The sequence below is a fragment of the Methanothrix sp. genome, assembly GCF_030055635.1.
Lineage (GTDB): Archaea > Halobacteriota > Methanosarcinia > Methanotrichales > Methanotrichaceae > Methanothrix_B.
This window is the reverse complement of the sequence record NZ_JASFYM010000004.1, coordinates 48,424-70,172: the sequence shown is the minus strand read 5'-3', so window position 1 is coordinate 70,172 and position 21,749 is coordinate 48,424. Positions and strand designations below refer to the sequence as shown.

Below are 21,749 nucleotides of genomic sequence, written 5' to 3'. Positions count from 1 at the left end.
CTGCATTGAGTGTATCTGGATGGGCGGGCTCCCTCCAAATATGTTTTGGCTCATCCCCTGAATTAATGGATTAGCACAGAATTGGGGGATCCAGCGATCCCAAAATCCCGTCCATCTCTCCGATACTTCGCGGAGATGAGACATCTACTGATTGCCTTATTATTTTGCGCGTATCCGCACGTCTTAAAATAGACCACCGATTTTCATCACCGCGGATCTTTCGAGCTATCCGAGGCGAAGAAGGATGAGAGGGTGGTCTGGCGAGAGAAGGATTTCGAGTGATGCTTCCACGCGCTCGACTTCGTCCTCATCCTGCTCTCCGCGGATCTGATCGCCTCCTCTAGGGTCTCGAACCTGAGGGGGCGTGATGCCAGGGCTGCTCTTGCTGCGTCTCTCACGACCCATACGCCCAGGGGCGCCCAATACTCCTCCGTGATCTCCCTGAGCGCCAGGATCCCAGCCTGTCTCTTCATCCGGAGAAGGTGCTCGAGAACCGGCAGGCGTGCAGCGTAATACCCTCCGGCGAGCGGGCTGTAAGTTCGCCTTCCTGTGGTCCCCTCCCGATCGGATCCTATCCAGAGGTGCTCAGGGGACCATGCGGACCCGGGATGCCAGATCTCTATCAGCTCAAACGAATATGCCCCGGGCATGAAAATTATCTCGAAGTGGTTTCCGAGAATGCCCCCCGAGTAGAGCTCGTATCCCACAAACTCAGGCATATCAAGAATGCGGCCGCGCAGGGCGTTTCCAATGATGCCGTCGGATGCTGTTATCGCCCATCTTGTGGGAACGAGCCTGCGGTCGCGTCCCAGGAGACCTACGGAAAGAAGACGTGATATGTGGTCGACGCTGATGGAGGAGCTGTAGAGCTCGCAGACTGCAGATGACGCCCTGACATCTGTATCGCCCACGATCTGATCGACCTTCCTGGGAACAAATGGATTGCCTGTGACATCGATGTCCTCGATCCTGCCGCCTGGGCCCATCGGAGAGAGTACGCCATCGAAGAGCATCCTCCCCTCAGGAGGTCTGACGAAAGAGACCTCTGTCTCCACTGGCCTGCTCGACATCGCTATCTGCTGGGCGCTCTCCAGAAGCCTTCCCGGATTTTTTGCATCCTGAACGTGTATCTCGAGCTCTGATCTGACCATTCTGGTTCTGAGAGAGATTATTCTGGCGATATCAAGCGCTGGCTGCTCCGGCGAACCACCGACCGGCACCAGGGGGCCAGCTCTCACAACCGGATACCCGTGCCTTCCGACGAAGACCTCAGGCGGCGACTCGCCTGAGAGCCGATTACCTATTCTCGGCAGGGCTGCGAGCTCCTCGAGCTTTATCAGCAGCGGACAGACTGGCCGGCCGCAGAGGCCGCGCCCCTTGCATGTGATGCATCTTACCGCCATGAAAGCATGAGATGGAGGGTTAACCTCCTGTTATGAATCGTCTCGGACAAAACCTGTCGATCTCAAACGATTTCATCCTTTTGTCACCCTCTTGCATGCGCTGTGTATGGCAAGAGGCGCTGGGTCATCAGAACATCCAGCGTACAGTCTATCAGGAGATGCTACTGACGTGGAGATTATGAAGGCGACTCAAAATGGAATGCGCTCTTATCCATATGATGACTTGCCAGAGGAGGCACTGGTCCTGCTATGCGTTCTTGGAAAATGAATGTGTGATCCCAGCAACCTGCTTGCCAGACCTAAGTTGCTGAGCACACAAGAGCGATGGAATGAACGAGGGGAGATCCGGCGATGCCCTTCACTGCGATCGCTCGTAGACGAGCTCGAGCTCGGATCCCCTCCATGTGAACCTGGGCACGGAGTATCTTCTCTTCACACGCTCTCTCAGAGCATGGACCACAAGAGGCACGGTGATTGTGGCATCCGAGAACACCTGTGCCATCCTCGCCTCTTTATCCACCTTCCCCCAAGATACGGCCTCGCTGAATGTGCATCCTGAGAGCCCTCCGAAGTGCGGGGTGTCTGTGGTGTACTGTATCGCATATGAGTGACCTCCTCTGTAGGTACCCATGAGCTCTGATATGACCTTCGTCTGCTGTATGAAGTTCTTCGGCACGCCTCCGCCTATGAAGACCACTCCGGTCTCCGCAGACTTCTCAGATATCTGCGTTATCTCATCCACATCCCTGATCTGGTCCACAATGACCCTGTGGCCGTTGCGCCAGGCTATGACCATTCCTATCCCTATGGAGCTGTCGGAGAGCGCGGGAACGAATACCGGAACCCCGGCGCGATATGCAGCCCCGAGGATCGTTGTCTCCGGCAGGTCCCTCCCGAGAAGCTCCATTATCTCCCTGGAGGAGTATGCGACATCGGTCCTTAGGCTCATCACGAGATCCGAGATGTGCTTATCCGCCCTGTGGAGCTCGACCTCAGAGACGAAGACATCGAAGATCCTGTCGATCTTGCATTCGTTAAGATGAGCATCATCCGCACACGCGCTTCCCCTGTAGTGCCTTATCCCAAGACCCTCGCAGAGATCGTGGAAGAGGTTTGCGCCTGTGCTCACCAGACAGTCCACGTATCTTCTGGATATGAGATACGCGATCATCTCCTGGAGCCCTGCGGGGACCATCGCACCAGCCAGTCCCAGAAATATCGTCACATCCTTGCTCAGCATGTTCTCCCAGACGCGCAGGGACTGGCCGAGCTGCCCTGCCTGGAACCCCATCCGGGCCATATCAGCGACCAACTCACCTATGCTCCTGTCAGCCATCGGAATCGTCGTTCTCTGCTGCATTTCTGACTCAGGATAGCTCATGGAGCAAGAGGAGGTCGCTGAACGTTTTTAAATGTTGTCTCCTGGTCGGCGCCCGGGAAACTGGAAGGATCGGCAAGGTGAGAACCATGAGAAATGATACACGATACTGAATGGCTCGCCATGTAATCCAGCGATTTATGAACTTGGAGAATATGCGAGTTGGCTGTGAATGGTTGTATATACCAGAGTTCACCTATGTGGCGATTGACAGCAAGAGCCTCTCGGGTTTTCAAGACCTGTATCTGTACTCACGGCACGCATCCAGGAAGATGTCCGGGAAGCCCCTGTACGATGCGGAATGGATATGCGAGTAGCTTGCGATCATTCTTCCATCCACTATTCCGTCCCTGCCGTCTGATATGCCTGTGCCGCGGCTGAGCCTGATGGCGTATCTCACATCGCCATCCACCACGAGCTCTGAGTGATGGAACTCATGGCCCATGAACCCATCACCCCTCCTGCCGATGGAGGTGTCGGTGACGAAACTCCCGTTCACGTAACTCACGATCCTCCTCCGGCCCTTCCGCGCAAGCGCCGGAACCACTCCGACCATCTGGTATGATGAGTTCTGGCACGACGAGACTTCTCCCTCCTGAGACCACTCCAGCTCGCGGCACATGTACATCAGCCCCCCACATTCTGCATACACAGGCATGCCATCGGCCTGGGCATCGCTGATGGATTTCATCATGGAGCTGTTCCTTGACAGATCCTCTGCATACAGCTCCGGGTATCCGCCGCCTATGTACAGGCCGTCCACCTCCGGGATCCTGGAGTCGTGTATGGGGCTGAACGGCACGACCTCAGCGCCCGCAAGCTCGATCAGCTCCAGGTTATCTCTGTAGTAGAAGTTGAACGCCTCATCCTGCGCAACGCCCACCTTCAGGCCGAGGCCGCGATCGTTCCTCAAATACAGATCATGCTCAGCATCAGGGATATCCTCAGCCCCGCCCGCTATCTCGATCAATCTCTTTATGTCCAGGCTCATCTCGACTATCTCCCGTATACGGGAGACCCTCTCATCGAAACCATGATGCCTCAGTCTGCCTTCCGTAACAGGAACCAGACCGAGATGACGCATTGCGAGGTGCATCTCATCGTTTCTCTGTATCGCGCCCACGACCGGAACACCGGCGTAGCGCTCTATCTCCTTTGTCGCCTTGTCTGCGTGCCTCTCCCCGCCGAGCTTGTTCAGTATGACTCCCCTTATCCGGACATCCCTGTCGTAGTCCATGTATCCCTTCACGAGGGCAGCTGCGCTTCTCGTTATCGATCTCGCATCCACGACCAGTATCACGGGCGCGCGGAGCATCTTCGCGATCTGCGCAGTGGAGCCAGCGTCTCCCTCGTATCCCTCGTAGAGGCCGCGAACCCCCTCGATCACAGCGATATCAGCATCCCTGGCTGCATGATCGAATATTTCCAACACTCTGCCCTCGCTCATCAGATAACCGTCGAGGTTCCTGCAGAACCTCCCCGTGATCCAGGTGTGATAGCTCGGGTCTATGTAATCCATGGCGACCTTGAAGGCCTGCACCTTCAGACCCATGCGAACGAGAGCTGAGAGGAGCCCTGCAACTATCGTGGTCTTGCCACTGGAGCTTCTGTCACCGGCTATGACGATTCTCGGAATGCGCATACCCATACCCTCCAGGGGAAATCGAGAGAATCATATTTCATCAGGCGGAGCGGTTTACATTCTTGTTATTTCACGCAGTTTCTCGTCTTCGAGCGGCTCTGGCACCGATGCATCGCTGCAGCTGAGAAGATGCTCTGCGAGGGCGCGATAAACCCCTGCGATGCTGCTCTCAGGCTCGCCCTCGATCACCGTGACAGCCCGGCGCTCGCACCTCTGGACCACCGGATCTTTTGGTATGAACGCGACCATCCTGCTACCTATCGCCCTGGCGAACTCATCGACGATCTCCCTCTCCCCCTCAACATCTCTGGAGTTGCAGACAACACCCGCCAGCCTTGCTCCCAGCCGCTTCAGGCCCCTGCATATGTTGTTGGCCGCGTACACAGGCATGTACTCTCCGGAGGTAATTATGTACGCCTCCGTCACGAGGCCCTTTCTTATGGGGGCCGAGAATCCACCGCACACAATATCTCCAGGGACGTCGTAGAGCACAAGGTCGACCTCGTCCATTATCCTGGAGACCTTTCTCAGGAAGTCTATCGCCACTATTATGCCCCTTCCGGCGCATCCAACGCCGGGCTCTGGGCCGCCGACCTCTATGCATCTCACCCCTCTGTATCCGGTGAAGACGACATCCTCCTCACGGATCTCCTTCCCCTCCCTGATCATGTCCATCATCGTGGGAATTCTTCTGCCGATGAGATTGATCGAGGAGTCGCTCTTGGGATCGCATCCGACGACCAGAACCCTGACCCCGCGTTCGGCGCATGCAGCAGCCACGTTTGATGCTATGCAGGACTTTCCGATACCTCCCTTGCCGTAGATGGCAACATGCTTAATAGGTGACATGACAGACTCCGCGTAGCTCATGGAGAGGTAGATATAAGGAGTTATCTAGAGGTCTGGTAAATGGTATCATCGAGACACATCGGCCTTGTTCTCAGCATCATGCTCATCACGGTAGGAGTATCTGCGGGTCAGATTCCATCTGAGATCGCCGAGATCAGGGGCCACATTGCAACCGCGGATGGGGAGTGGAGCGCAGAGGACTTCGGATGGTTCGTCTACGACCTGAAGGAGGGTATGGGGAGCGAGTCTCTTTCCATCACCCCCTCGGGGAGAACGATCGAGGAGGGGCGGCTGGTATACTTCTGCAAAGCTGTGGCGAAGCGCTTCGAGTATGAGGGCTGGGGAGAGTACCTCTGGATAGGGTTTCTGGGGAAGCGGTACCTCGCAGGGTATCCGGATGGGCCGGTCACAGAGGAGATCAGCTCCCTGGAAAAGGGCGAGCTCCGGGAGGTTCTGATCGATTCCGATGATCGCTACACGATATCCTCTGAGAAGCCTCTGGTTCTCGGTGATGGATACAGTGTGGCGCTGAGCGGCGTCTCAGATGACGGGAAAAAGGCCTTCCTAGAGCTGCTCAGGGGTGGCGCAGCAGTGGATCGCGCGGTCGTCGAGGAGGGTAGCACTTATGTCTGGAAGCATCCCGAGAATGATATCCCTCTGATAATGCTTCACGTCCGCTCCGGAATGCACGGCAGAGATGAGGATAGAGTGGATATCGATGGTCTCTTCCAGGTGAGCACCTCTTCATCTGTGATCCTATCAGACAGCACAAGGGTAGGACTCCTGAAGGTGAACGACATATCCGGGGACCGGATAGAGCTCAGAAACCACGATGATATCGCTCTGAGCCCTGACAGCTTTATCCACATCGCCGGAGGCCTTGCTCTGAGAGTGATGGACAGACCCTCTCTGATGTACTATCCGGTCGGCATCTACACAGAGTACGGCAGGTACATGATAAGAGGGCCGGTCTTCCACGGGGGCGATCTGCAGGTTCAAAAAATTATCGAGGATATACCTGCTTATGTCAGCACCGTCTGGGATTACAGGAACTATGCAGGATTCTACTTCGACGACGAGGATATGATCGGGAGCGAGACGTTCGTCCTGAACGGCAGCTCCAGACGGGTCATCCCGAGGTTCGGGCCGATAGTGCCTGTGGAGATGAACGGATCCAGGGTTGGATCCATGCAGGGGATGCTGTACTACACGTACATCCAGCCGAAGCGATTCGAGCGCGAGCCCTGGGGAGAGTATTACGTCCTGAGCCTCTTCGGGGAGCTCTGGTTCGCAGGATACGGAAGAAACACAAGCTCCGAGATCGGAGAGAAGAGCATGTTCGAGTACGAGCGCCTCGGCAGGGTTCTTATAGACACTGACGCTCAGGACATAGCGACATCAGGTAACATATACTTCTTCAGGGATGGGTACTCGCTGCTCATAAGAGACGTAGGCAAGGACAGGATCTTCGTTAGCCTTCTAAAGAACAACAGGATAGTGGACAACAGCACCATCAGCTCCAATTCGACGTATGTTTACAAGAAGGACGTCTTCGACATCAAGGATCTTCCGGTGCTTGCTGTTCATGTAGGCGAGATATTCAGGGACGGTGAGAGGCAGATCGCGGTCATAGATGGCGTCTTCCAGATCTCCGATCAGATCTACCTCCCGATCGAGGGCGGATCCAAGATAGGCGACATGGTGATCTTCACAACTCCCAAGGGCGTTTACATGGTGAATGACGAGTCGAAGTCACTGGGTAAGGGATCGTCTGTTGAGATCTGGCCGGAGTATCCCGGAGTGACGAGGGGCCTCTATCTTGCGGTCGCGGACAACGATACGCTCAGGTACTTCCCATACACAGTGGCTTATGTCGTTCCCATGCCGAGGATACTCCAGCTAGGAGTTCCGCCTGATGCGGCACCGCCTGTCGCATTCAATGCCACAGTTAAGGCCGGCGAGATGAGAGGCGTGCTCGCTGAGCTCATGGATCCTCTCGGAAGGACCATCTCGCTCAAGGAGATCTCCACGGGCATGGGCTCAGGCGACACCTGGAGGTTTGAGTGGAGATGGAACGGCACCGTGCCTGTGATGAACGACATGGTGGTGCCGGATGCAGACATCACCCCGACGAACGCCATTCTTTACACCAACGAATCCTATTCTGCGAATGTGGGCGTATTCTTCGACCAGGCAGGCAGGATCGAGAGGATCATCGGAGCCGATGGGAAGGTTTACTATTCGAGGGGAGAGAGCATGTCATTTGCCTCCGGGAGCAGGCTGGCGTTCTTCCTGTGGAACAACAGCACCGTCAGTGGTCAGAGAAACCAGACGCTCGTGGGCGACATAAACGCTCTGGAGCCGCACATCGAGCGTGTTCCGGCAGCTCCAGGCAGATACACGCTCCAGCTCAGGGTCCAGAACATCATGGGCGAGGCGGTGGCGAGGACAACATTCAACCTCACCTCTCCGCTTTACAGCACTCTTCCCCGGTTATCCCACGTGAACAACAGTTCTTATGCAAACAACAGCAGGAACACACCAGATCTTCAGGCTGAGCAGAAAAGCGACGCAAAAAGGAGCAAAACAGCCTCTCCAGGGGCTGGAGCTGCAGCATTTATTTTGGCTGTGATCTCATCAGCTCTTATAAAAATGCGTGGAGGCCTCAGACGAACTTAGGCCTCTCGGAGAGCTTCACCGGCAGGGGCAGCCTTCTCCAGGGCTTGCCCGCGGTCTCGCTCTGGAGCCTGGCGCGGAGCTCCTCCACGCTCATCCTGATCTTCTGGTTTCCGGATGTTGATCCAGATCTGACAGTCACGGTCAGAAGCCCTGTGGAGAGCTCATCGTCTCCTATGACAGCAACGTAGGGTATCCACTCCCTTCCCGCATCTCGGATCTTCTTCCCCACAGTCTCATCCCTGTCGTCCACATCCACCCTGAAGTTCAGCTGCTCCGCGACCTCCATCGCCCTTGCATGATGGCGCTCTGCGACCGGAATGATCCTCACCTGCGTCGGCGAGAGCCAGGTGGGAAGCATGGGGACGCCACCGTTTGCGGCTATCATCGCCTGCTTCTCGAGGAGCGCGTACATCAGACGCTCTATCGCGCCTGATGGGGAGCAGTGAAGCAGTATCGGCCTCTCTCTGTTCCCCTCGGCATCGACATAGCTGATATCGTATCTCTCCGCGTTCTCGACATCGATCTGCACCGTGGATAGAGCGCTCGCCTTGTCGAGCGCGTCCACGAAGTTGAACTCGAACTTGAGCACGAAGTAGAAGAAGCGCTCGTCCCACATCTCTATGAGCACAGGCTTGTCCACGATATCAACAAGCCCCTCTATGAACGCTCTGTTGCTCTCGTAGAAATCCTTCGTGAACCTTATCGCGACCTCATAATCCTTCAGGTCCAAACCCGCCTCCCTGAGCACCGATATGCTGGCCTCGTACTGCTTCCTGAACTCCTCCATCGCGGAGCTCATGTCGCTGCAGAACGTGTGCATGTCAGGCATTGTGAATGCCCTCAGCCTGCGGAGCCCGACAAGCTCGCCGCGCTGCTCCCGCCTGAAGCTGTAGCGTGTGAGCTCGAACATCCTGAGAGGCAGTGATCTGTAGGAAATCGTCATATCATGCCCCATCAGGAACTGGCCGAAGCAAGCGGCGAACCTGAGAAAGAGGTGCTTCTTGTCAGCCTCTATCGTGTATTGCCTCGCCGGGAACCTGTCCAGGTACTTCTTCAGCGTCGGATGGTCCATGTCGTACATCACCGGCGTCTCGACCTCCATCGCGCCCATCTCGAGCGCCCTGTCGGTGACGTAGCTCTCCAGGAGGGATTTCACGAGCCGCCCCTTAGGGTAGTACCTCATGTTTCCCGGATCAGAGCCGGGCTCATAATCCACAAGCTCCAGGCGCCGCATGAGCTCAACGTGTGGCGGGATCCTGTCGACCGCCCGGCTCTTCTCTATCTCGTATCTCACAAACTTCTCGAGCCGCTCGTGCCCGCTGAAGTCAAACTCCTCCGGAGGGACCATCTCTCCGCCCTTCTTCATGATCCTCCAGTGGGAGACGGCCTTTGCCTCGGATTTGAGGGCCTGGGAGACAACCTCTCCCTCGCCGATCCTTATCGATCTTGAGAGCTCTGAGAGCGGATGGCCCTTGCATCTTATCGTGAATGATTTGTACCAGCCGAATGGGGCGCGTGCGACCTCGAAGCTGCTTTTCAGCGCGGATTCGAGATCCCTGAGTACACGCACAGCGGTCTCCGGAGAGGAGAGGGCCGGGCTCAGGTGTGCATAGGGATAGAGCATTATCCGCTCAGCACTGACCCTCCTTGCAACATCCTCGATCTCTCCGGCAGCCTGAGCCACAACAGCATCCGGATCATCCTCATCGAACTTCTCCACAGCGATGAACGCGCAGAGTGCCTCCTCCAGCCTGCCCGATTTCGCCTCATCGGGCACCTCCTCTGCGAACTTTGTTGGCTTCTTAGCCTCAAACTCTATGAAGTCTGAATGTATCAGAAGTAATTGCAATAGTATCACCCGATACGGATGGGAGGATGGCCTGTCACTAAGTAAACCTTTCGATGGCCATGCCGGGGCATCGCCCGGCAGCACGCAAAAGTTGGCTCCGTGCTGTATTCACCTCATCCACGACTTTTGGTCGTGCGCTTGATTCAATATTTCAGGAATCGGCATTCTCCGGCATAGCGGATCACAAAATTCTGCGAGGCTGCATGCTGTTGATCTCAGTGATACGTGTACACGAATCTGTGTTGAACCCCCAAAACGCCGGCTTTATAAAGTCAAAGGTTCCGGGACTAAACAGAGAGAAAAGCGATCGAAAAACTATATTTAGCTTGGGATGCAGTGTGTGAGTTCTGGATCTCATGCCTGAAGGGGCGTGGCGATCACAGATCAACTGTCCCCTGGCTGAGTGACTGGATGCGGAGCCCACTCAAATGTGGAACCGCCTCCGGGCTTCTCCAGCAGGGGACACGAAGACGGGCGCGAGAGAGGAAGGGCGGCTGCCGCTGGCCGGCATCGGCCGGTGTGGAAAGTCCCCCCACCTCTGGACGCACAGGCATCGCGATGATGCGGGGCGAGAGCTCCGGCTCTGGCACAGAAACGGGACTGCGCCGTGATAATGCGATGATGCCGAAAGGCTGAGGTCTCACGGAATGCAGATGAAACGGCGAAACCCTGTGGGTGCAAGCCAAAATAGGGCAGCTCTGGGGGTGTCCAGCCCCTTGCCCGGGTATGGCGCTAAGCTGAATGCCGCCGAAACAGAAGGGGGCTTACTCTCCTGACTCGCGCCCGATCCTCATTGCAGCTCTTGCGATGAGCCTTGCAACCCTAACCGGCTCGGGTATCCTTCCCTCAAGCGTGAACCTGTTCAGCACAGCCCTGGCCTCTTTCAGAGAGAGGCCATGCGCTCTAACAAAGAGATCATATCCTGTTTTCAGCCTGATGGCGCTCCTCTCCCCCAATGCCCTGTACCTCCTGATCCGCTCAGCATCGCCGGGGAAGTACTCCTCCAAGTACCTCTCAAGACCCTCGGACTCCTCGTAGGTGACGCTGATCACCGGCAGCCGGGTCTCCCTGTGTACCCTCTCAGGGTCTATTATGTTGAACCAGCTGATCACATTTCCGCTCAGCATTAAAATATTGATATCGTCTCTGTTGAGCTTCCTGTATATCGATAGCACTCCTTCAGTCGCGTCCATCCCGCCCACGGTGATCTCCGCAAGCGCGACGCCGTCGATGCGCAGATCCCCGCGCATGACGATGCCTGCCAGGGTGGAAACAGGATCCGAGCGCACAAAGCTCTCTGCTATCCCCAAAACCCTTATCCCGGGCTTGCTGACGCGTATGGCCTTATCACCGCCGTGAGGAGATGGAACCCCATCGCTTCGGCTCTCTGGCATGCATCGAGAATGCAGATCCATCCCACAATCCGTCGAGGTCTTTATGCTACGCATATCGCAGTCGAGATCCTCGTTTTTCTGGCTCATCCGCTTCCCCCACAGTGGCCATCGAATCGCCTGTTCCGTGACTCCCTCTCCGGCCTGAAAACCGGAGTTTGCGCCATGTTACTCTCTATCAGTATCTCCTCACGATGGTCTCAGAGTCTTACGTCAGAGATGACCGATAAATTTCATCTCCGCGAGCAGAAATAATTCTCGCTCCATCCGGCGACTGGAAATGCCTCAAACGAGCCAGACGCCCTTGACAGGCCGGATTATCCTGGAAGACAGAAGCACCACGCCTATAGATAAAAGAGATGAGCCTGAGCCCCTGCTCACTCGTAAAGCCAGGGCTCATCGATACGTCTGTACTCGAATATCTCCGAGTCGCTGAAGTGGAGGGCTATCTCGCGGGCTGCAGACTCCGGAGAGTCTGAGCCGTGAATCACGTTGCGACCGGTCTCTATTCCGAAGTCCCCTCTGATCGTGCCTGGAGCCGCCTCGGCAGGGTTTGTCGCGCCGTTCATCTTCCTTATGGCAGATATGACCCCCTTCCCCTCAACTACCATCTGGACAGAGGGGCCGGAGGTTATGAAATCGACGAGATCTTTGTAGAAGGGCTTTCCCGCGTGCTCTGCGTAGTGCTTCTCAGCACGCGCCCTGTCCATGACCGAGAGGCGCATCGCCACTATCTTGAAGCCCTTCTCCTCGATCCGCTGGATTATCCTGCCAACAAGCCCCCTCTGCACGCCATCCGGCTTGATCATAACAAATGTGCGCTCCAGCCTCTACGCCCCCTTTCGAGCCCACTTTATCTTTCTGGGCACGCGGCCAAGCCTCATGTTCTTCTCACACTTGGACGAGCAGAAGTAATACACAGTCCCGTCCTTCTTTGCGTACAGCTTCCCCGTGCCAGGAGTGATCCTGCTGTTGCAGAATGAGCATCTTCTCTCTTCCATCGGGATCACCTGCCTGTCAGCTTCTTGGCCTCGCGCGCGGTCTCCAGAAGCATCAGGACATCGCCAACCCTTACAGGTCCCATGCAGTTCCTGGTTATGATCCTGCCCTTGTTTGAGCCCTCCAGTATCCTGCACTTTATCTGGGTTGCCTCTCCATGCATTCCGGTGACCCCGATGATCTCTATGACCTCTGCGGGGACGCCGTTCTCCTCAGCCACTATTTATCACCTACTTAAGAGCCTGGAGTTTCTGGATTATCTCCTCCAACAGCTCCTTTCCCTTTCCCGGCTCAATTATCGCCGCTGCCGCGCTCTTCACGCTCAGACCGGCAGCCGCCCCCACGTCGCTCTGTTTCTTCACATACACGTAGGGGGTGTTCTTCTCCTCGCAGAGCGGGGGCAGGTGCGCCACTATCTCGGGCGGCTCCACGTCCTCTCCAATTATCACGAGCTTCGCAACCCCTCGCTCCACGGCCTTTGTAGCTTCATTCGTTCCCTTCTTTATCCTTCCGGTATCTCGAGCCAGCTCAAGCGCCTCAAGCGACTTGGCTGCCAGCTCAGGTGGAACATCAAACCTCACATATATCGGTCTCGCCATATCACACATCTCCTTCAGGGCACCAGCCCATCATCATTCATCGTGGAAAATTGCCTCACCCGAATGAACAGATCCAGCTGCATCTCCGTATCTAAAAAGCTTACGCTATCAGGGCGCGAGCAGATCTGCGATCACGCCCCTCAGCTCCTCCGGGGGCACAGTCCCTTCGAGGCGCAGGATACTCCCATCGCGCGAGATGCTCATCTTGTACTTGGAGGCGAGCGTCTGTATTCTTGTCAGTGTGCTCCCGTAGGGCGACATGTAGCTGCATCTCACAGAGATGCCGTTCTCCCTCTGGGAGATCCCCGCGTAGAACTCATCGTACCCGCCGCCGAGCGGTGCATTCTCGACGCCACCGACTCCTGCGATCTGGAGGTCCGCGACCTCGTCATACGCCAGGGTCAGCCGATCTGTCGGGAATCCGCCAAGAATCACATCGATGATCTGCTTCAGCGCGCTCTCAGGGCCGAACAGTATCGGCCTCCCGAAAATCCTTCCGAGATCCCCCGTCGCCGGTACGATCATGAAATCGCTGTAGGGTATCACAAGCCCCTGGTAGTTGTAGCTGAACGGCATGACCCAGTGGAACTCAGCCCAGGTGTTGTTGAAGAATACCGATGCCCCCCGCCTGATCTCTGTGGGGTACATCTTCTCCCTGTACATCAGCCCTGCAGCAGGTGGATACATCTCCGGGATAACAGCGGCTGCAGCCTCTGTTATATTCTGCGATGCCCCGAGATCGATCCAGTATGCGAATGTTGTGTTTTCTGGACACATCTCAAGCAGGTCCTGCATGCCTGAGAAGCTCATATCGATCAGATTTCCCCTCACTCCGAAGGCTGAGAGCGGTGCAGTCTCAACCGATTCCGGCCCGGACCGGGTCTCCACATCCCCGCTCCGCAGAACAAACCCTGCAAAGGCGGAGAGCACCATCACAGCCCCCACGAATATCGCAAATGCCTTGGCAAACTCCTTCTGGTTCATAGAACCTCCTGGGGTGTAGGGGCAGCGGAACCCCGCCCTTCAGAGCGGGGAGGAGCATACCCCACCCAGAAACAGATATATCTCTGTTCCTACCACTTTCTCCTGAGATGCCTCTCAGACCTACAAGACACTCCGTAGCGGAGAAACGGTTGCAACACGGGACGACAGGCATTTTGGAACGCTCCGAATCCGCAGCAATGCGGAAGCTGAAACCTGCATTTGAGGCCAGGAGCGTCTCCAGGGCCGCTGCTCTTCGGAGCTCTATCCTGTGATGTCAACCGGCCTATTGTCTCGTACATTTCGGATTCTCCGCATGGCGCCAGGGACAAGCTCCGGTCTTCAGGCCGGAGTAGTTGACTCAGCCCTCACTACCTGATGATGTTATTTAATCTTTGGGATATTATCGAGCGAGCGTTGTACCGGGCAAAGAGATAACTACAATCACACCAAAGTAGATTTCATGAGAAGATTGGGAATCTGTCTTCTGTTCCTTGCGCTGCTCTTTGTCGCTTCGGTAAATGCGCAGGTTGAGTACGCACCCGGCGAGAGGCGAGCGGAGGCTCTCTTCAACATGGGCATTGGACGACCCTGGCTCATAAGTGAGCACGCCCCGTGGCTCTACGGCTGCACAACGATGCCTGCTCGCGGCTTCAGCTACAGGTTCTACGATCCATTTGGTGGTCTGGCCGCAGAGTACCGCGACAGGAGGTACAGCTCTCTGAAAAGCATCTCTCTAAGAGAGGGAACAGTTCTGGGATATGTCACCGTCGACAGCGGCATGCTTAGTGTGCTCGATGCGGACACCCAGAACCCGATTGGTGTAGTCAAGATTCACACAAGGAGAGGTGCGTATCCTGTGATCGCCATGGTGGACAGGGACGGGTATCTGAGGGGGGTTTACATAGATCTGCGTTATTCGTGATTCATCTCGAGCGCCTCATGCGAATTGTCAATACCGCATGCAGGCGCATATGGTGATCAACAAGGCACAGAGATGGAGCTCTGAGCTTCCACAATCCCGATGAGAGCACACGAGGTCAGAGTTATCGAGCGGCGCTTTGCGCTGGCCATGATCCTCACGATATCCATACTGATAGCTGAGCTCATCGGGAGCTGGTGGACCGGCAGCCTGGCGCTGCTCTCTGACGCAGCACACGTATTCCTCGACCTCTTCGCTCTTGGTCTGAGCTGGTTCGCGATCAGGATCTCAGCGCTTCCTGCAAGCGAGCGGTACAGCTACGGATTCCACCGTTTCGAGGTGGTTGCGGCGCTGGCTAACGGGCTCACCCTCGGGTTTGTGGCCCTGGTCATTCTCATCGAGGCATACAGGAGATTCCTGGAGCCTGCGCCTGTGAAGGGGATGGAACTGCTGCTCATCGCGAGCTTCGGCCTCATCGTGAACCTCTTCGTCGCCTTTGTTCTGAGCAGGGGCGGCCACGGGGAGGATCTTAACCTCAGATCCGCAATCCTTCACGTCCTTGGAGATGCAGCAGCATCACTTGGCGTGATTGCAGCGGGGCTTGTGATCTGGAGGACAGGCTGGTACCCTGCGGATTCGATCATCAGCGTATTCATTTCTGTTCTCATATTTGCCGGCTCGTACAGGCTCCTCAAGGATTCCTTCCGCCTGATAATGGAGGGAGTGCCGGAGTGCATAAGAACAGATGAGGTCGTGAACCAGATCTCCACAGCGCCCGGGGTAATTCAGGTTCACGATCTGCACATATGGGGCGTCTGCTCCTCAAACATAGTGCTAAGCGCACATGTTGTAGTGTCTCCGGAGTCAGATTATCAGAGGACCCTCAACGAGATACGGCACCGGCTCAGGTCCGTATTCGGGATAGAGCACGCTACGATACAGCTCGAGGAGGAGTACTGCGGGCAGGGCAGGATTGTCTCACAGAAGCATGTGAACTGACAGCATAGCTGCACATCATCGAATCAGATGAACCTTTGAATACCTGGCATCCTTCACGAACCAGTTCTCTGCAACGATCCCCGCTGGATTAACGTTCTCTCTAATGTCATGGCTGTCATGGATGTTAGAAAGCGTCGGATCTGAGAGAAAGCGCTATAAACACTGTGAACGACCGCTGATGGATGCTTGCAGATCTGCTCATACCCTTTATCACCATCGCCATCGCGGAGTTCGGCGATAAAACACAGCTCTCCGTTCTCCTGCTCTCCACAAGAACTGGCAGACATCTGATGCTGCTCACAGGCGTTATGTCCGCATTTCTTATTGTCGACGGATTTGCAATACTTCTCGGCGCGTGGATAACAGATGTCGTTCCTGCGAACGTCCTTAAGATCATCTCAGGGGCGATCTTTCTGCTCTTCGGGATAACCACGCTGAGGGATCTGGATGGGGATGAGGATGAGAGCAGGACATTTGATGACAGCCCATTTCTTTCAGGCTTTCTGGTGATTTTCCTGGCCGAGTGGGGGGATAAGACACAGATCGCATCCGCGATATTCGCGACGCAGTACAACCCGTGGATGGTTCTCGGCGGCACCATGCTTGCGCTGTTCATGCTCTCACTGAGCGCCATATACCTTGGAAGGTTCATACTGAGATATGTAAAGCGGAGGACCATCACACTGGCAGCGGGGCTGATCTTCATGGTCATGGGCGCGGTGATTCTCCTGCTCTAGCTGATGGCCTGTCTGAAAAAGCCCGGATGCCATCGGTGCTGACATCGGTCTCCTGAGAACCAGATGCGCTGAAGCTATCGGATTGCTTATGCCGCTCAGAGGGCTTGCTCTCAATCTCCTGCTGCCATATCGTCTGAGTGCCTGGGCACTGATCGGCTGCCCATTTTGGTCGGGTGATTCCATCGCAGCCAGTCGCCCCACACTTCTATGTTATCAGCTCAGAGCGTAGTAGTACTCGCCCATCTCTCTCTGGGCCCTGTCGAGCTTCGATCCCGGCTTGTTCACCCTCGGCCTCTTCGTGTCCTCATCGCGCCTGAATGTTATACCGATCGCTGAGAGGAATCTATTCATCCCCTCGCGCATATCGCATGGCGGGTTTGCTATTCCTCTCACCCCAGGCTGGCCCTCAAAGACTATCAGCCGCTCTGAGAGCATGTCTATCAGGTAGATATCATGATCCACGACCACGACAGATCGCTCTGTCGACTCAGCAAACCGTCTCATGACCTTGGCGGCCATCATCCTCTGCTCCACATCGAGATGCGCCGATGGCTCATCCAGGAGATACAGATCCGCGTCCATGCTCAGGCATGCTATTATGGCGACCCTCTGGAGCTCTCCGCCGCTCAGCTCTGTCAGGCGTTGATCCAGAAGCCGCTCGAGCCCCATCGGCTTTACGAACTCAGACTGGTAGTAGCTGCTGTCGAAGTCGTGGGTTATGCCCCTGAGGAGCGCCTCCACGGTGACATCTGATTCGGCTTTAAGATACTGAGGCTTGTAGGAGATCCTGAGCTTCGCATCGATACTGCCCTTTGTGGGCTTCTCGATCCCCCCCAGGATCTTTATGTAAGTTGATTTTCCTATGCCGTTAGGCCCCAGGATTCCCACAACCTCGCTTCTTCTTATGACACCAGGCATGGCCAGGAGTTCAAATCTATCGTAGCTCTTGGAGAACTCCCCGTACTCAACAAGGACCGGAACATCCTTCTCATCCCTCGGAGCATGTACCTCGAACTCTATGCTCTCCGAGCGTATACGGACGTTCTCCTCGGGCAGGAAGCCTCTCAGATACTGGTTTATCCCGACCCTTATGCCCTTCGGCCTGGTTATGACGCCGTATGCGCCGGGAGTTCCGTAGGCGAGATGCACGCTTTCCGCGAGCAGATCCAGAAGCGCCAGGTCGTGCTCGACGACCATCACCGCTTTATCCGAGGCAAGCTCCTGGAGCATCCTCGCGGCCAGGATCCTCTGGTTGATATCAAGATACGGGCTAATCTCGTCGAAGAAGTAGAAATCGGCGTCACGTGCGGCAGTTGCTGCGATGGCCACTCTCTGCAGCTCGCCGCCGCTGAGGCTGTCTATATCGCGGTCCAGCAGAGGTCTCAAGCCGAGACGATCCACGAGAGCGTCGAGCTCCCCCCGCTCATCTGTTCTCCTCAAGAGCTCTCTAACGGATCCCTTGTAGCTCTTTGGTATCCTGTCGACATACTGCGGCTTGTATGCTGTCCTGACGCCCTTCTCAGCGACCCTCTTGAGGTAATCTCCGATCGCCGAGCCTGCGAACCTCTCAAGAACATCGTCCCAGGAGGCATCTCTGCCTAGATTAGGTCTCAGGAGCCCGGAGAGTATCGCAACAGCCGTCGACTTTCCTATGCCGTTAGGCCCCAGGAGGCCTGTGACCTTTCCCTCGACCGGTATGGGCAGGCCGTAGAGCGCGAAGCCGTTGCTGCCGTAGCGGTGCACCGGCGCTCCGATCTCCTCAGGCAGGTTCGTAATCGTTATCGCGCCGAACGGGCACTTCCTAACACATATCCCGCAGCCCACGCAGAGGTTCTCTGTTATCACAGGCTTGTCATCAACGAAGACTATCGTCTCATCTCCTGTGCGCACAGGCGGGCAGAAGTACTCGCACTCCCTGGCGCACTTCCTCGGCTGGCACCGATCTCTGTTGACAACCGCTATCCTCATGAAGGCACCTCAGTTCAGGAGTATGGTCCAGGTCACAGCCCACAGATCGACCACAATAAACTCTACGTAGAACCAGTCCTTCCCCTTGAAAGCGAGGACGTCTATCCCTATGAGCGGGTATATAAATCTCTGCACTATCGTTGTGATGAGTATCAGGTTCAGAAGGATGAAGTGCCACTCAACCCTGACCCCACCGAGCATCATATCGGTTCCGGTGCCGAGAAGATGGTAGCACAGAATACCGGATATTATCCCGAGGATCGAGGGGACGAGTGTTTTCTTTATTCCCTCTATCTGCGCCCTCCTTCGCTCCTCAGGTGTTTTCTTTTTCAAAACCTTCCTGGCTTCCCTCTCCGCTTCCGGTGTTTTCTGGGGGGTCTCCTTCCGGTCGGTCTCCCTGCTCTTCGCCTTTTTCTTCTGCTTGGCCATCGGAGACTCAGAGCTGCCCTCATATGATAATAGCATTTTGGTCTGGGCGAGGAGGAGGTCGCAGCTTCTCGCTTGCATCTGCCAAAATTTGCTAGAGAATAACAGGCGCAAACCCGGTCTTCAGGCCGGAGAGAAGGTCACTGGCAGATAAGCTGCCGGGTCGTGGTATCTAGCCACTTTAGGGGTTGATCGCTGAGGTTTTTAACGATGGCTAGCACACCCGATAAAAGAGTACTCAGAGTCTCCAAGAAAGCGATCAGCAGCCCAATACACAAGTCTCAAAAAAGTACTGTGCAGCGTATGCTGCGCCTACTCGATCTTGTCTATGCGGCCGGCTCGGGTAGTCTACCTACGACGTGTGGATAAGTGCAAAGCAATAGCTTCAGGCAATTCGCAGCCTTCAACCACGCTTTAGGGCGCCGGACAATTATTTGCAGGTCCAATGATGTCGATTTCCATGCCGACGTTGTTCAGAATAAACACATCTGAGGGAGCCGGCCCATCAAGATCAACTCAATGAAGGTAGACTACCGGTAAGCTGGATAACGCAGAAATCAGAGAGCAATATGTCATCAGGCATCACCTCTCTAAATTTCAGCGAACTAATTTTATACTCAGTTCTTATCTTATCCGGACAGGTCCGTTCAAACCTAACTAAGGCTTATATAGGTGGAATCAGAAGTTTTTGGGTCCGAGTTAATGCTTACACAAGTTCAGTGGTGCGTGTTATGGGCAAGAGAAAGAAGATTGCAGAGCGAGTGATAGCTCTGATGGACAAGCCCGAGATGATCAGAAATATCGGGATAGTCGCGCATATAGATCATGGCAAGACGACTCTATCAGACAACCTCCTGGCAGGCGCGGGGATGATCTCCATGGAGCTCGCCGGGAAGCAGCTCTTCATGGACTTCGACCCTCTCGAGCAGGCGAGGGGCATAACGATAGATGCTGCAAACGTCTCCATGGTCCATGAGTATGAGGGAAAGGAGTATCTGATCAACATGATCGATACTCCGGGGCACGTGGATTTCGGCGGCGACGTCACACGAGCGATGCGTGCTGTTGATGGCGCTGTCGTTGTTGTGGATGCTGTTGAGGGCGCGATGCCGCAGACCGAGACTGTTCTGAGGCAGGCGCTTCGCGAGGGTGTTCGACCTGTTCTTTTCGTGAACAAGGTCGACAGGATGATCAACGAGCTCAAGGTCGAGAAGAAGGAGATGGCAGTTCGTCTCGGAAAGGTCATCGATAGCATAAACAAGCTCATCAGGAGCATGGACGAGGAGCACTACAAGGCAGGCTGGAGGCTGGACGCTGCAAACGGCAGCGTGGCGTTCGGCTCAGCCCTCTACAACTGGGCCATAAGCGTTCCGCAGATGAAGAAGACCGGCATAGGCTTCGATCAGGTCTACGAGTACTGCCGCTCGGATCGCATGAAGGAGCTGGCGCAGAAGTGTCCGCTCTACGTTGCGGTCAACGACATGATAATCCGCTTCCTGCCGAGCCCGCTCGAGGCCCAGAAGAACAGGATAAAGGTCATATGGAAGGGCGACTGGAACAGCCCTGTGGGAAAGGCCATGGCAGCGTGCGATCCGAACGGGCCTGTGGCCTTCATGGTCACGAAGATCAAGGTGGATCCGCATGCTGGAGAGGTCGCAACCGGACGGCTCTTCTCAGGCACGCTTGTTCGCGGCATGGAGCTTCACATCTCAGGGGTGCCTCACACCAACAGGATCCAGCAGACAGGCATCATGATGGGCGCTGAGCGCATAGAGGTCGAGAGGATTCCCGCAGGGAATATCGCAGCAGTCACCGGTCTGAGAGATGCGATCGTGGGCTCGACCGTCTCGAGCGATCCGAACATGACGCCGTTTGAGGTCATAAAGCACGTCTCAGAGCCTGTCATGACGGTCGCGGTCGAGGCGAAGAACATGCGCGATCTCCCCAAGCTCATAGAGGTACTGCGTCAGACAGCAAAAGAGGATCCGACGCTGCAGATAACGATCAATGAGGAGACAGGCGAGCATCTCATGGCCGGAATGGGCGAGCTCCACCTGGAGATCGTGGCGACCAGGATCCAGAGGGACAAGGGCGTCGAGATAAAGACATCTCCTCCGATCGTGGTCTACAGGGAGTCTGTGACCGGCAAGGCAGGACCTGTAGAGGGCAAGTCCCCGAACCACCACAACAGGTTCTACATAGAGATAGAGCCGCTGGAGCCGGGCGTGATCGAGGTCCTCAAGGAAGGAAAGATCAACATGAAGATGGAGGAGGTCGAGCGCAGGAGGATCCTGATCGAGGCGGGCATGGACAAGGAAGAGGCCAGGAACATGGTGAACTTCATCGGAACCAATATGTTCCTGAACATGACAAAGGGCGTCCAGTACCTCAAGGAGACCATGGAGCTCATACTCGAGGGCTTCGAGGAGGCGATAACTGCAGGTCCGATATGCAGGGAGCCTGTGCAGGGCATAAAGGCGAAGCTCGTGGATGTCAAGCTCCATGAGGACGCTGTCCACAGAGGACCCGCTCAGGTGATACCCGCGGTCAGGCAGGCGGTCCAGGCCGGAATACTCATGGCGAACCCGACGCTGCTGGAGCCGATGCAGAACGTCTTTATACAGGTGCCCCAGGACCAGATGGGCGGAGCCATGTCCGAGATCCAGGGTCGCCGCGGTGTGATCCTGAGCATGGAGACTCAGGGTGACATGATCACGATCAAGGCCAAGATGCCAGTCGCAGAGATGTTCGGATTCGCAGGCGCGATCCGGTCCGCCACCGAGGGCAGGGCGCTCTGGTCCACAGAGTTCGCAGGATTCGAGCCGATTCCGGCAAACCTGCTGCTGGATACAGTCCGGCAGATCAGGACCAGAAAGGGATTGAAGCCTGAGATGCCGACACCGAGCGACTATCTCAAGGCGTGAATC

Annotated in this window: 18 protein-coding genes and 1 other RNA gene; 6 read left to right on the top strand and 13 right to left on the bottom strand. The window is 55.8% G+C overall.

Translation table 11 applies throughout. From position 1 onward, the window contains the following. Positions 1-206 precede the first annotated feature (206 nt). The 4 genes from QFX31_RS02720 to cfbC form a co-directional block, all read right to left on the bottom strand. Complete coding sequence (locus QFX31_RS02720; protein ID WP_348530607.1) at positions 207-1,403, bottom strand: Nre family DNA repair protein; 1,197 nt, start codon at positions 1,401-1,403, stop codon at positions 207-209. Between the two features lie 358 nt (positions 1,404-1,761). Beyond that, positions 1,762-2,784 (bottom strand): deoxyhypusine synthase, encoded by a 1,023-nt coding sequence (locus QFX31_RS02715; RefSeq protein ID WP_348530606.1) that lies wholly within the window; start codon positions 2,782-2,784, stop codon positions 1,762-1,764. Between the two features lie 229 nt (positions 2,785-3,013). Continuing rightward, on the bottom strand, positions 3,014-4,423 hold the full coding sequence (gene cfbB / locus QFX31_RS02710; RefSeq protein ID WP_348530605.1) for a Ni-sirohydrochlorin a,c-diamide synthase: 1,410 nt from the start codon (positions 4,421-4,423) through the stop codon (positions 3,014-3,016). A gap of 54 nt (positions 4,424-4,477) precedes the next feature. After that, the gene (cfbC, locus tag QFX31_RS02705) at positions 4,478-5,272 is read right to left on the bottom strand and encodes a Ni-sirohydrochlorin a,c-diamide reductive cyclase ATP-dependent reductase subunit (protein WP_348530645.1); all 795 of its coding nucleotides are present in this window, start codon (positions 5,270-5,272) and stop codon (positions 4,478-4,480) included. Positions 5,273-5,332: 60 nt separating this feature from the next. Between cfbC and QFX31_RS02700 the strand changes: the two genes are divergently transcribed. Beyond that, a complete protein-coding gene (locus tag QFX31_RS02700) occupies positions 5,333-7,951 on the top strand; it encodes an S-layer protein domain-containing protein (RefSeq protein ID WP_348530604.1) in 2,619 nt (872 codons plus the stop codon). Here QFX31_RS02700 and QFX31_RS02695 read toward each other — a convergent pair. Further along, positions 7,938-9,800: a threonine--tRNA ligase gene (locus tag QFX31_RS02695; RefSeq protein WP_348530603.1), complete on the bottom strand. Its 1,863-nt coding sequence runs from the start codon at positions 9,798-9,800 to the stop codon at positions 7,938-7,940. The genes QFX31_RS02700 and QFX31_RS02695 overlap by 14 nt on opposite strands. A gap of 478 nt (positions 9,801-10,278) precedes the next feature. On the opposite strand from QFX31_RS02695, the gene rnpB reads away from it, so the two are divergent. After that, an RNA gene (gene rnpB, locus QFX31_RS02690) (RNase P RNA component) lies at positions 10,279-10,579 on the top strand. Here rnpB and QFX31_RS02685 read toward each other — a convergent pair. From QFX31_RS02685 to QFX31_RS02660, 6 genes are all read right to left on the bottom strand, one after another. Then, a complete protein-coding gene (locus tag QFX31_RS02685) occupies positions 10,565-11,194 on the bottom strand; it encodes a DUF99 family protein (protein ID WP_348530644.1) in 630 nt (209 codons plus the stop codon). The genes rnpB and QFX31_RS02685 overlap by 15 nt on opposite strands. A gap of 374 nt (positions 11,195-11,568) precedes the next feature. Next, complete coding sequence (gene ndk / locus QFX31_RS02680) at positions 11,569-12,018, bottom strand: nucleoside-diphosphate kinase (RefSeq protein ID WP_348530643.1); 450 nt, start codon at positions 12,016-12,018, stop codon at positions 11,569-11,571. Positions 12,019-12,021: 3 nt separating this feature from the next. Then, complete coding sequence (locus tag QFX31_RS02675) at positions 12,022-12,192, bottom strand: 50S ribosomal protein L24e (protein ID WP_348530602.1); 171 nt, start codon at positions 12,190-12,192, stop codon at positions 12,022-12,024. Positions 12,193-12,197: 5 nt separating this feature from the next. Continuing rightward, the gene (locus QFX31_RS02670) at positions 12,198-12,410 is read right to left on the bottom strand and encodes a 30S ribosomal protein S28e (RefSeq protein WP_348530601.1); all 213 of its coding nucleotides are present in this window, start codon (positions 12,408-12,410) and stop codon (positions 12,198-12,200) included. Positions 12,411-12,420: 10 nt separating this feature from the next. Then, the gene (rpl7ae, locus tag QFX31_RS02665) at positions 12,421-12,789 is read right to left on the bottom strand and encodes a 50S ribosomal protein L7Ae (RefSeq protein ID WP_348530600.1); all 369 of its coding nucleotides are present in this window, start codon (positions 12,787-12,789) and stop codon (positions 12,421-12,423) included. A gap of 108 nt (positions 12,790-12,897) precedes the next feature. Continuing rightward, positions 12,898-13,773 carry a hypothetical protein gene (locus QFX31_RS02660; protein ID WP_348530599.1) on the bottom strand — a complete coding sequence of 292 codons (876 nt, stop codon included), beginning with the start codon at positions 13,771-13,773 and terminating at the stop codon, positions 12,898-12,900. A gap of 460 nt (positions 13,774-14,233) precedes the next feature. Between QFX31_RS02660 and QFX31_RS02655 the strand changes: the two genes are divergently transcribed. The 3 genes from QFX31_RS02655 to QFX31_RS02645 all read left to right on the top strand — a co-directional run bounded on the left by QFX31_RS02655 (position 14,234) and on the right by QFX31_RS02645 (position 16,428). Continuing rightward, positions 14,234-14,695: a hypothetical protein gene (locus tag QFX31_RS02655; RefSeq protein ID WP_348530598.1), complete on the top strand. Its 462-nt coding sequence runs from the start codon at positions 14,234-14,236 to the stop codon at positions 14,693-14,695. 99 nt (positions 14,696-14,794) lie between these two features. Continuing rightward, complete coding sequence (locus QFX31_RS02650) at positions 14,795-15,691, top strand: cation diffusion facilitator family transporter (protein WP_348530597.1); 897 nt, start codon at positions 14,795-14,797, stop codon at positions 15,689-15,691. Positions 15,692-15,873: 182 nt separating this feature from the next. Continuing rightward, positions 15,874-16,428: a TMEM165/GDT1 family protein gene (locus QFX31_RS02645; protein WP_348530596.1), complete on the top strand. Its 555-nt coding sequence runs from the start codon at positions 15,874-15,876 to the stop codon at positions 16,426-16,428. 213 nt (positions 16,429-16,641) lie between these two features. Here QFX31_RS02645 and QFX31_RS02640 read toward each other — a convergent pair whose 3' ends face one another. Together QFX31_RS02640 and QFX31_RS02635 are read right to left on the bottom strand one after the other, a co-directional pair. Continuing rightward, positions 16,642-18,396, bottom strand: a complete 1,755-nt coding sequence (locus QFX31_RS02640; protein WP_348530595.1) for a ribosome biogenesis/translation initiation ATPase RLI — start codon at positions 18,394-18,396, stop codon at positions 16,642-16,644. A 9-nt stretch (positions 18,397-18,405) separates the two neighbouring features. Continuing rightward, positions 18,406-18,825: a hypothetical protein gene (locus tag QFX31_RS02635; RefSeq protein WP_348530594.1), complete on the bottom strand. Its 420-nt coding sequence runs from the start codon at positions 18,823-18,825 to the stop codon at positions 18,406-18,408. Positions 18,826-19,553: 728 nt separating this feature from the next. On the opposite strand from QFX31_RS02635, the gene QFX31_RS02630 reads away from it, so the two are divergent. Then, positions 19,554-21,746 (top strand): elongation factor EF-2, encoded by a 2,193-nt coding sequence (locus QFX31_RS02630; RefSeq protein WP_348530593.1) that lies wholly within the window; start codon positions 19,554-19,556, stop codon positions 21,744-21,746. Positions 21,747-21,749: the final 3 nt, after the last annotated feature.

Coding starts and splice junctions, on each gene's coding strand:
- QFX31_RS02675 (WP_348530602.1), bottom strand. CDS start 12,192: ATGGAAGAGAGAAGATGCTCATTCTGCAACAGCAGGATCACTCCTGGC.
- QFX31_RS02685 (WP_348530644.1), bottom strand. CDS start 11,194: ATGCCAGAGAGCCGAAGCGATGGGGTTCCATCTCCTCACGGCGGTGAT.
- QFX31_RS02660 (WP_348530599.1), bottom strand. CDS start 13,773: ATGAACCAGAAGGAGTTTGCCAAGGCATTTGCGATATTCGTGGGGGCT.
- cfbB (WP_348530605.1), bottom strand. CDS start 4,423: ATGCGCATTCCGAGAATCGTCATAGCCGGTGACAGAAGCTCCAGTGGC.
- QFX31_RS02700 (WP_348530604.1), top strand. CDS start 5,333: ATGGTATCATCGAGACACATCGGCCTTGTTCTCAGCATCATGCTCATC.
- rpl7ae (WP_348530600.1), bottom strand. CDS start 12,789: ATGGCGAGACCGATATATGTGAGGTTTGATGTTCCACCTGAGCTGGCA.
- cfbC (WP_348530645.1), bottom strand. CDS start 5,272: ATGTCACCTATTAAGCATGTTGCCATCTACGGCAAGGGAGGTATCGGA.
- QFX31_RS02640 (WP_348530595.1), bottom strand. CDS start 18,396: ATGAGGATAGCGGTTGTCAACAGAGATCGGTGCCAGCCGAGGAAGTGC.
- QFX31_RS02715 (WP_348530606.1), bottom strand. CDS start 2,784: ATGAGCTATCCTGAGTCAGAAATGCAGCAGAGAACGACGATTCCGATG.
- QFX31_RS02650 (WP_348530597.1), top strand. CDS start 14,795: ATGAGAGCACACGAGGTCAGAGTTATCGAGCGGCGCTTTGCGCTGGCC.
- QFX31_RS02635 (WP_348530594.1), bottom strand. CDS start 18,825: ATGGCCAAGCAGAAGAAAAAGGCGAAGAGCAGGGAGACCGACCGGAAG.
- QFX31_RS02645 (WP_348530596.1), top strand. CDS start 15,874: ATGCTTGCAGATCTGCTCATACCCTTTATCACCATCGCCATCGCGGAG.
- QFX31_RS02655 (WP_348530598.1), top strand. CDS start 14,234: ATGAGAAGATTGGGAATCTGTCTTCTGTTCCTTGCGCTGCTCTTTGTC.
- QFX31_RS02630 (WP_348530593.1), top strand. CDS start 19,554: ATGGGCAAGAGAAAGAAGATTGCAGAGCGAGTGATAGCTCTGATGGAC.
- QFX31_RS02720 (WP_348530607.1), bottom strand. CDS start 1,403: ATGGCGGTAAGATGCATCACATGCAAGGGGCGCGGCCTCTGCGGCCGG.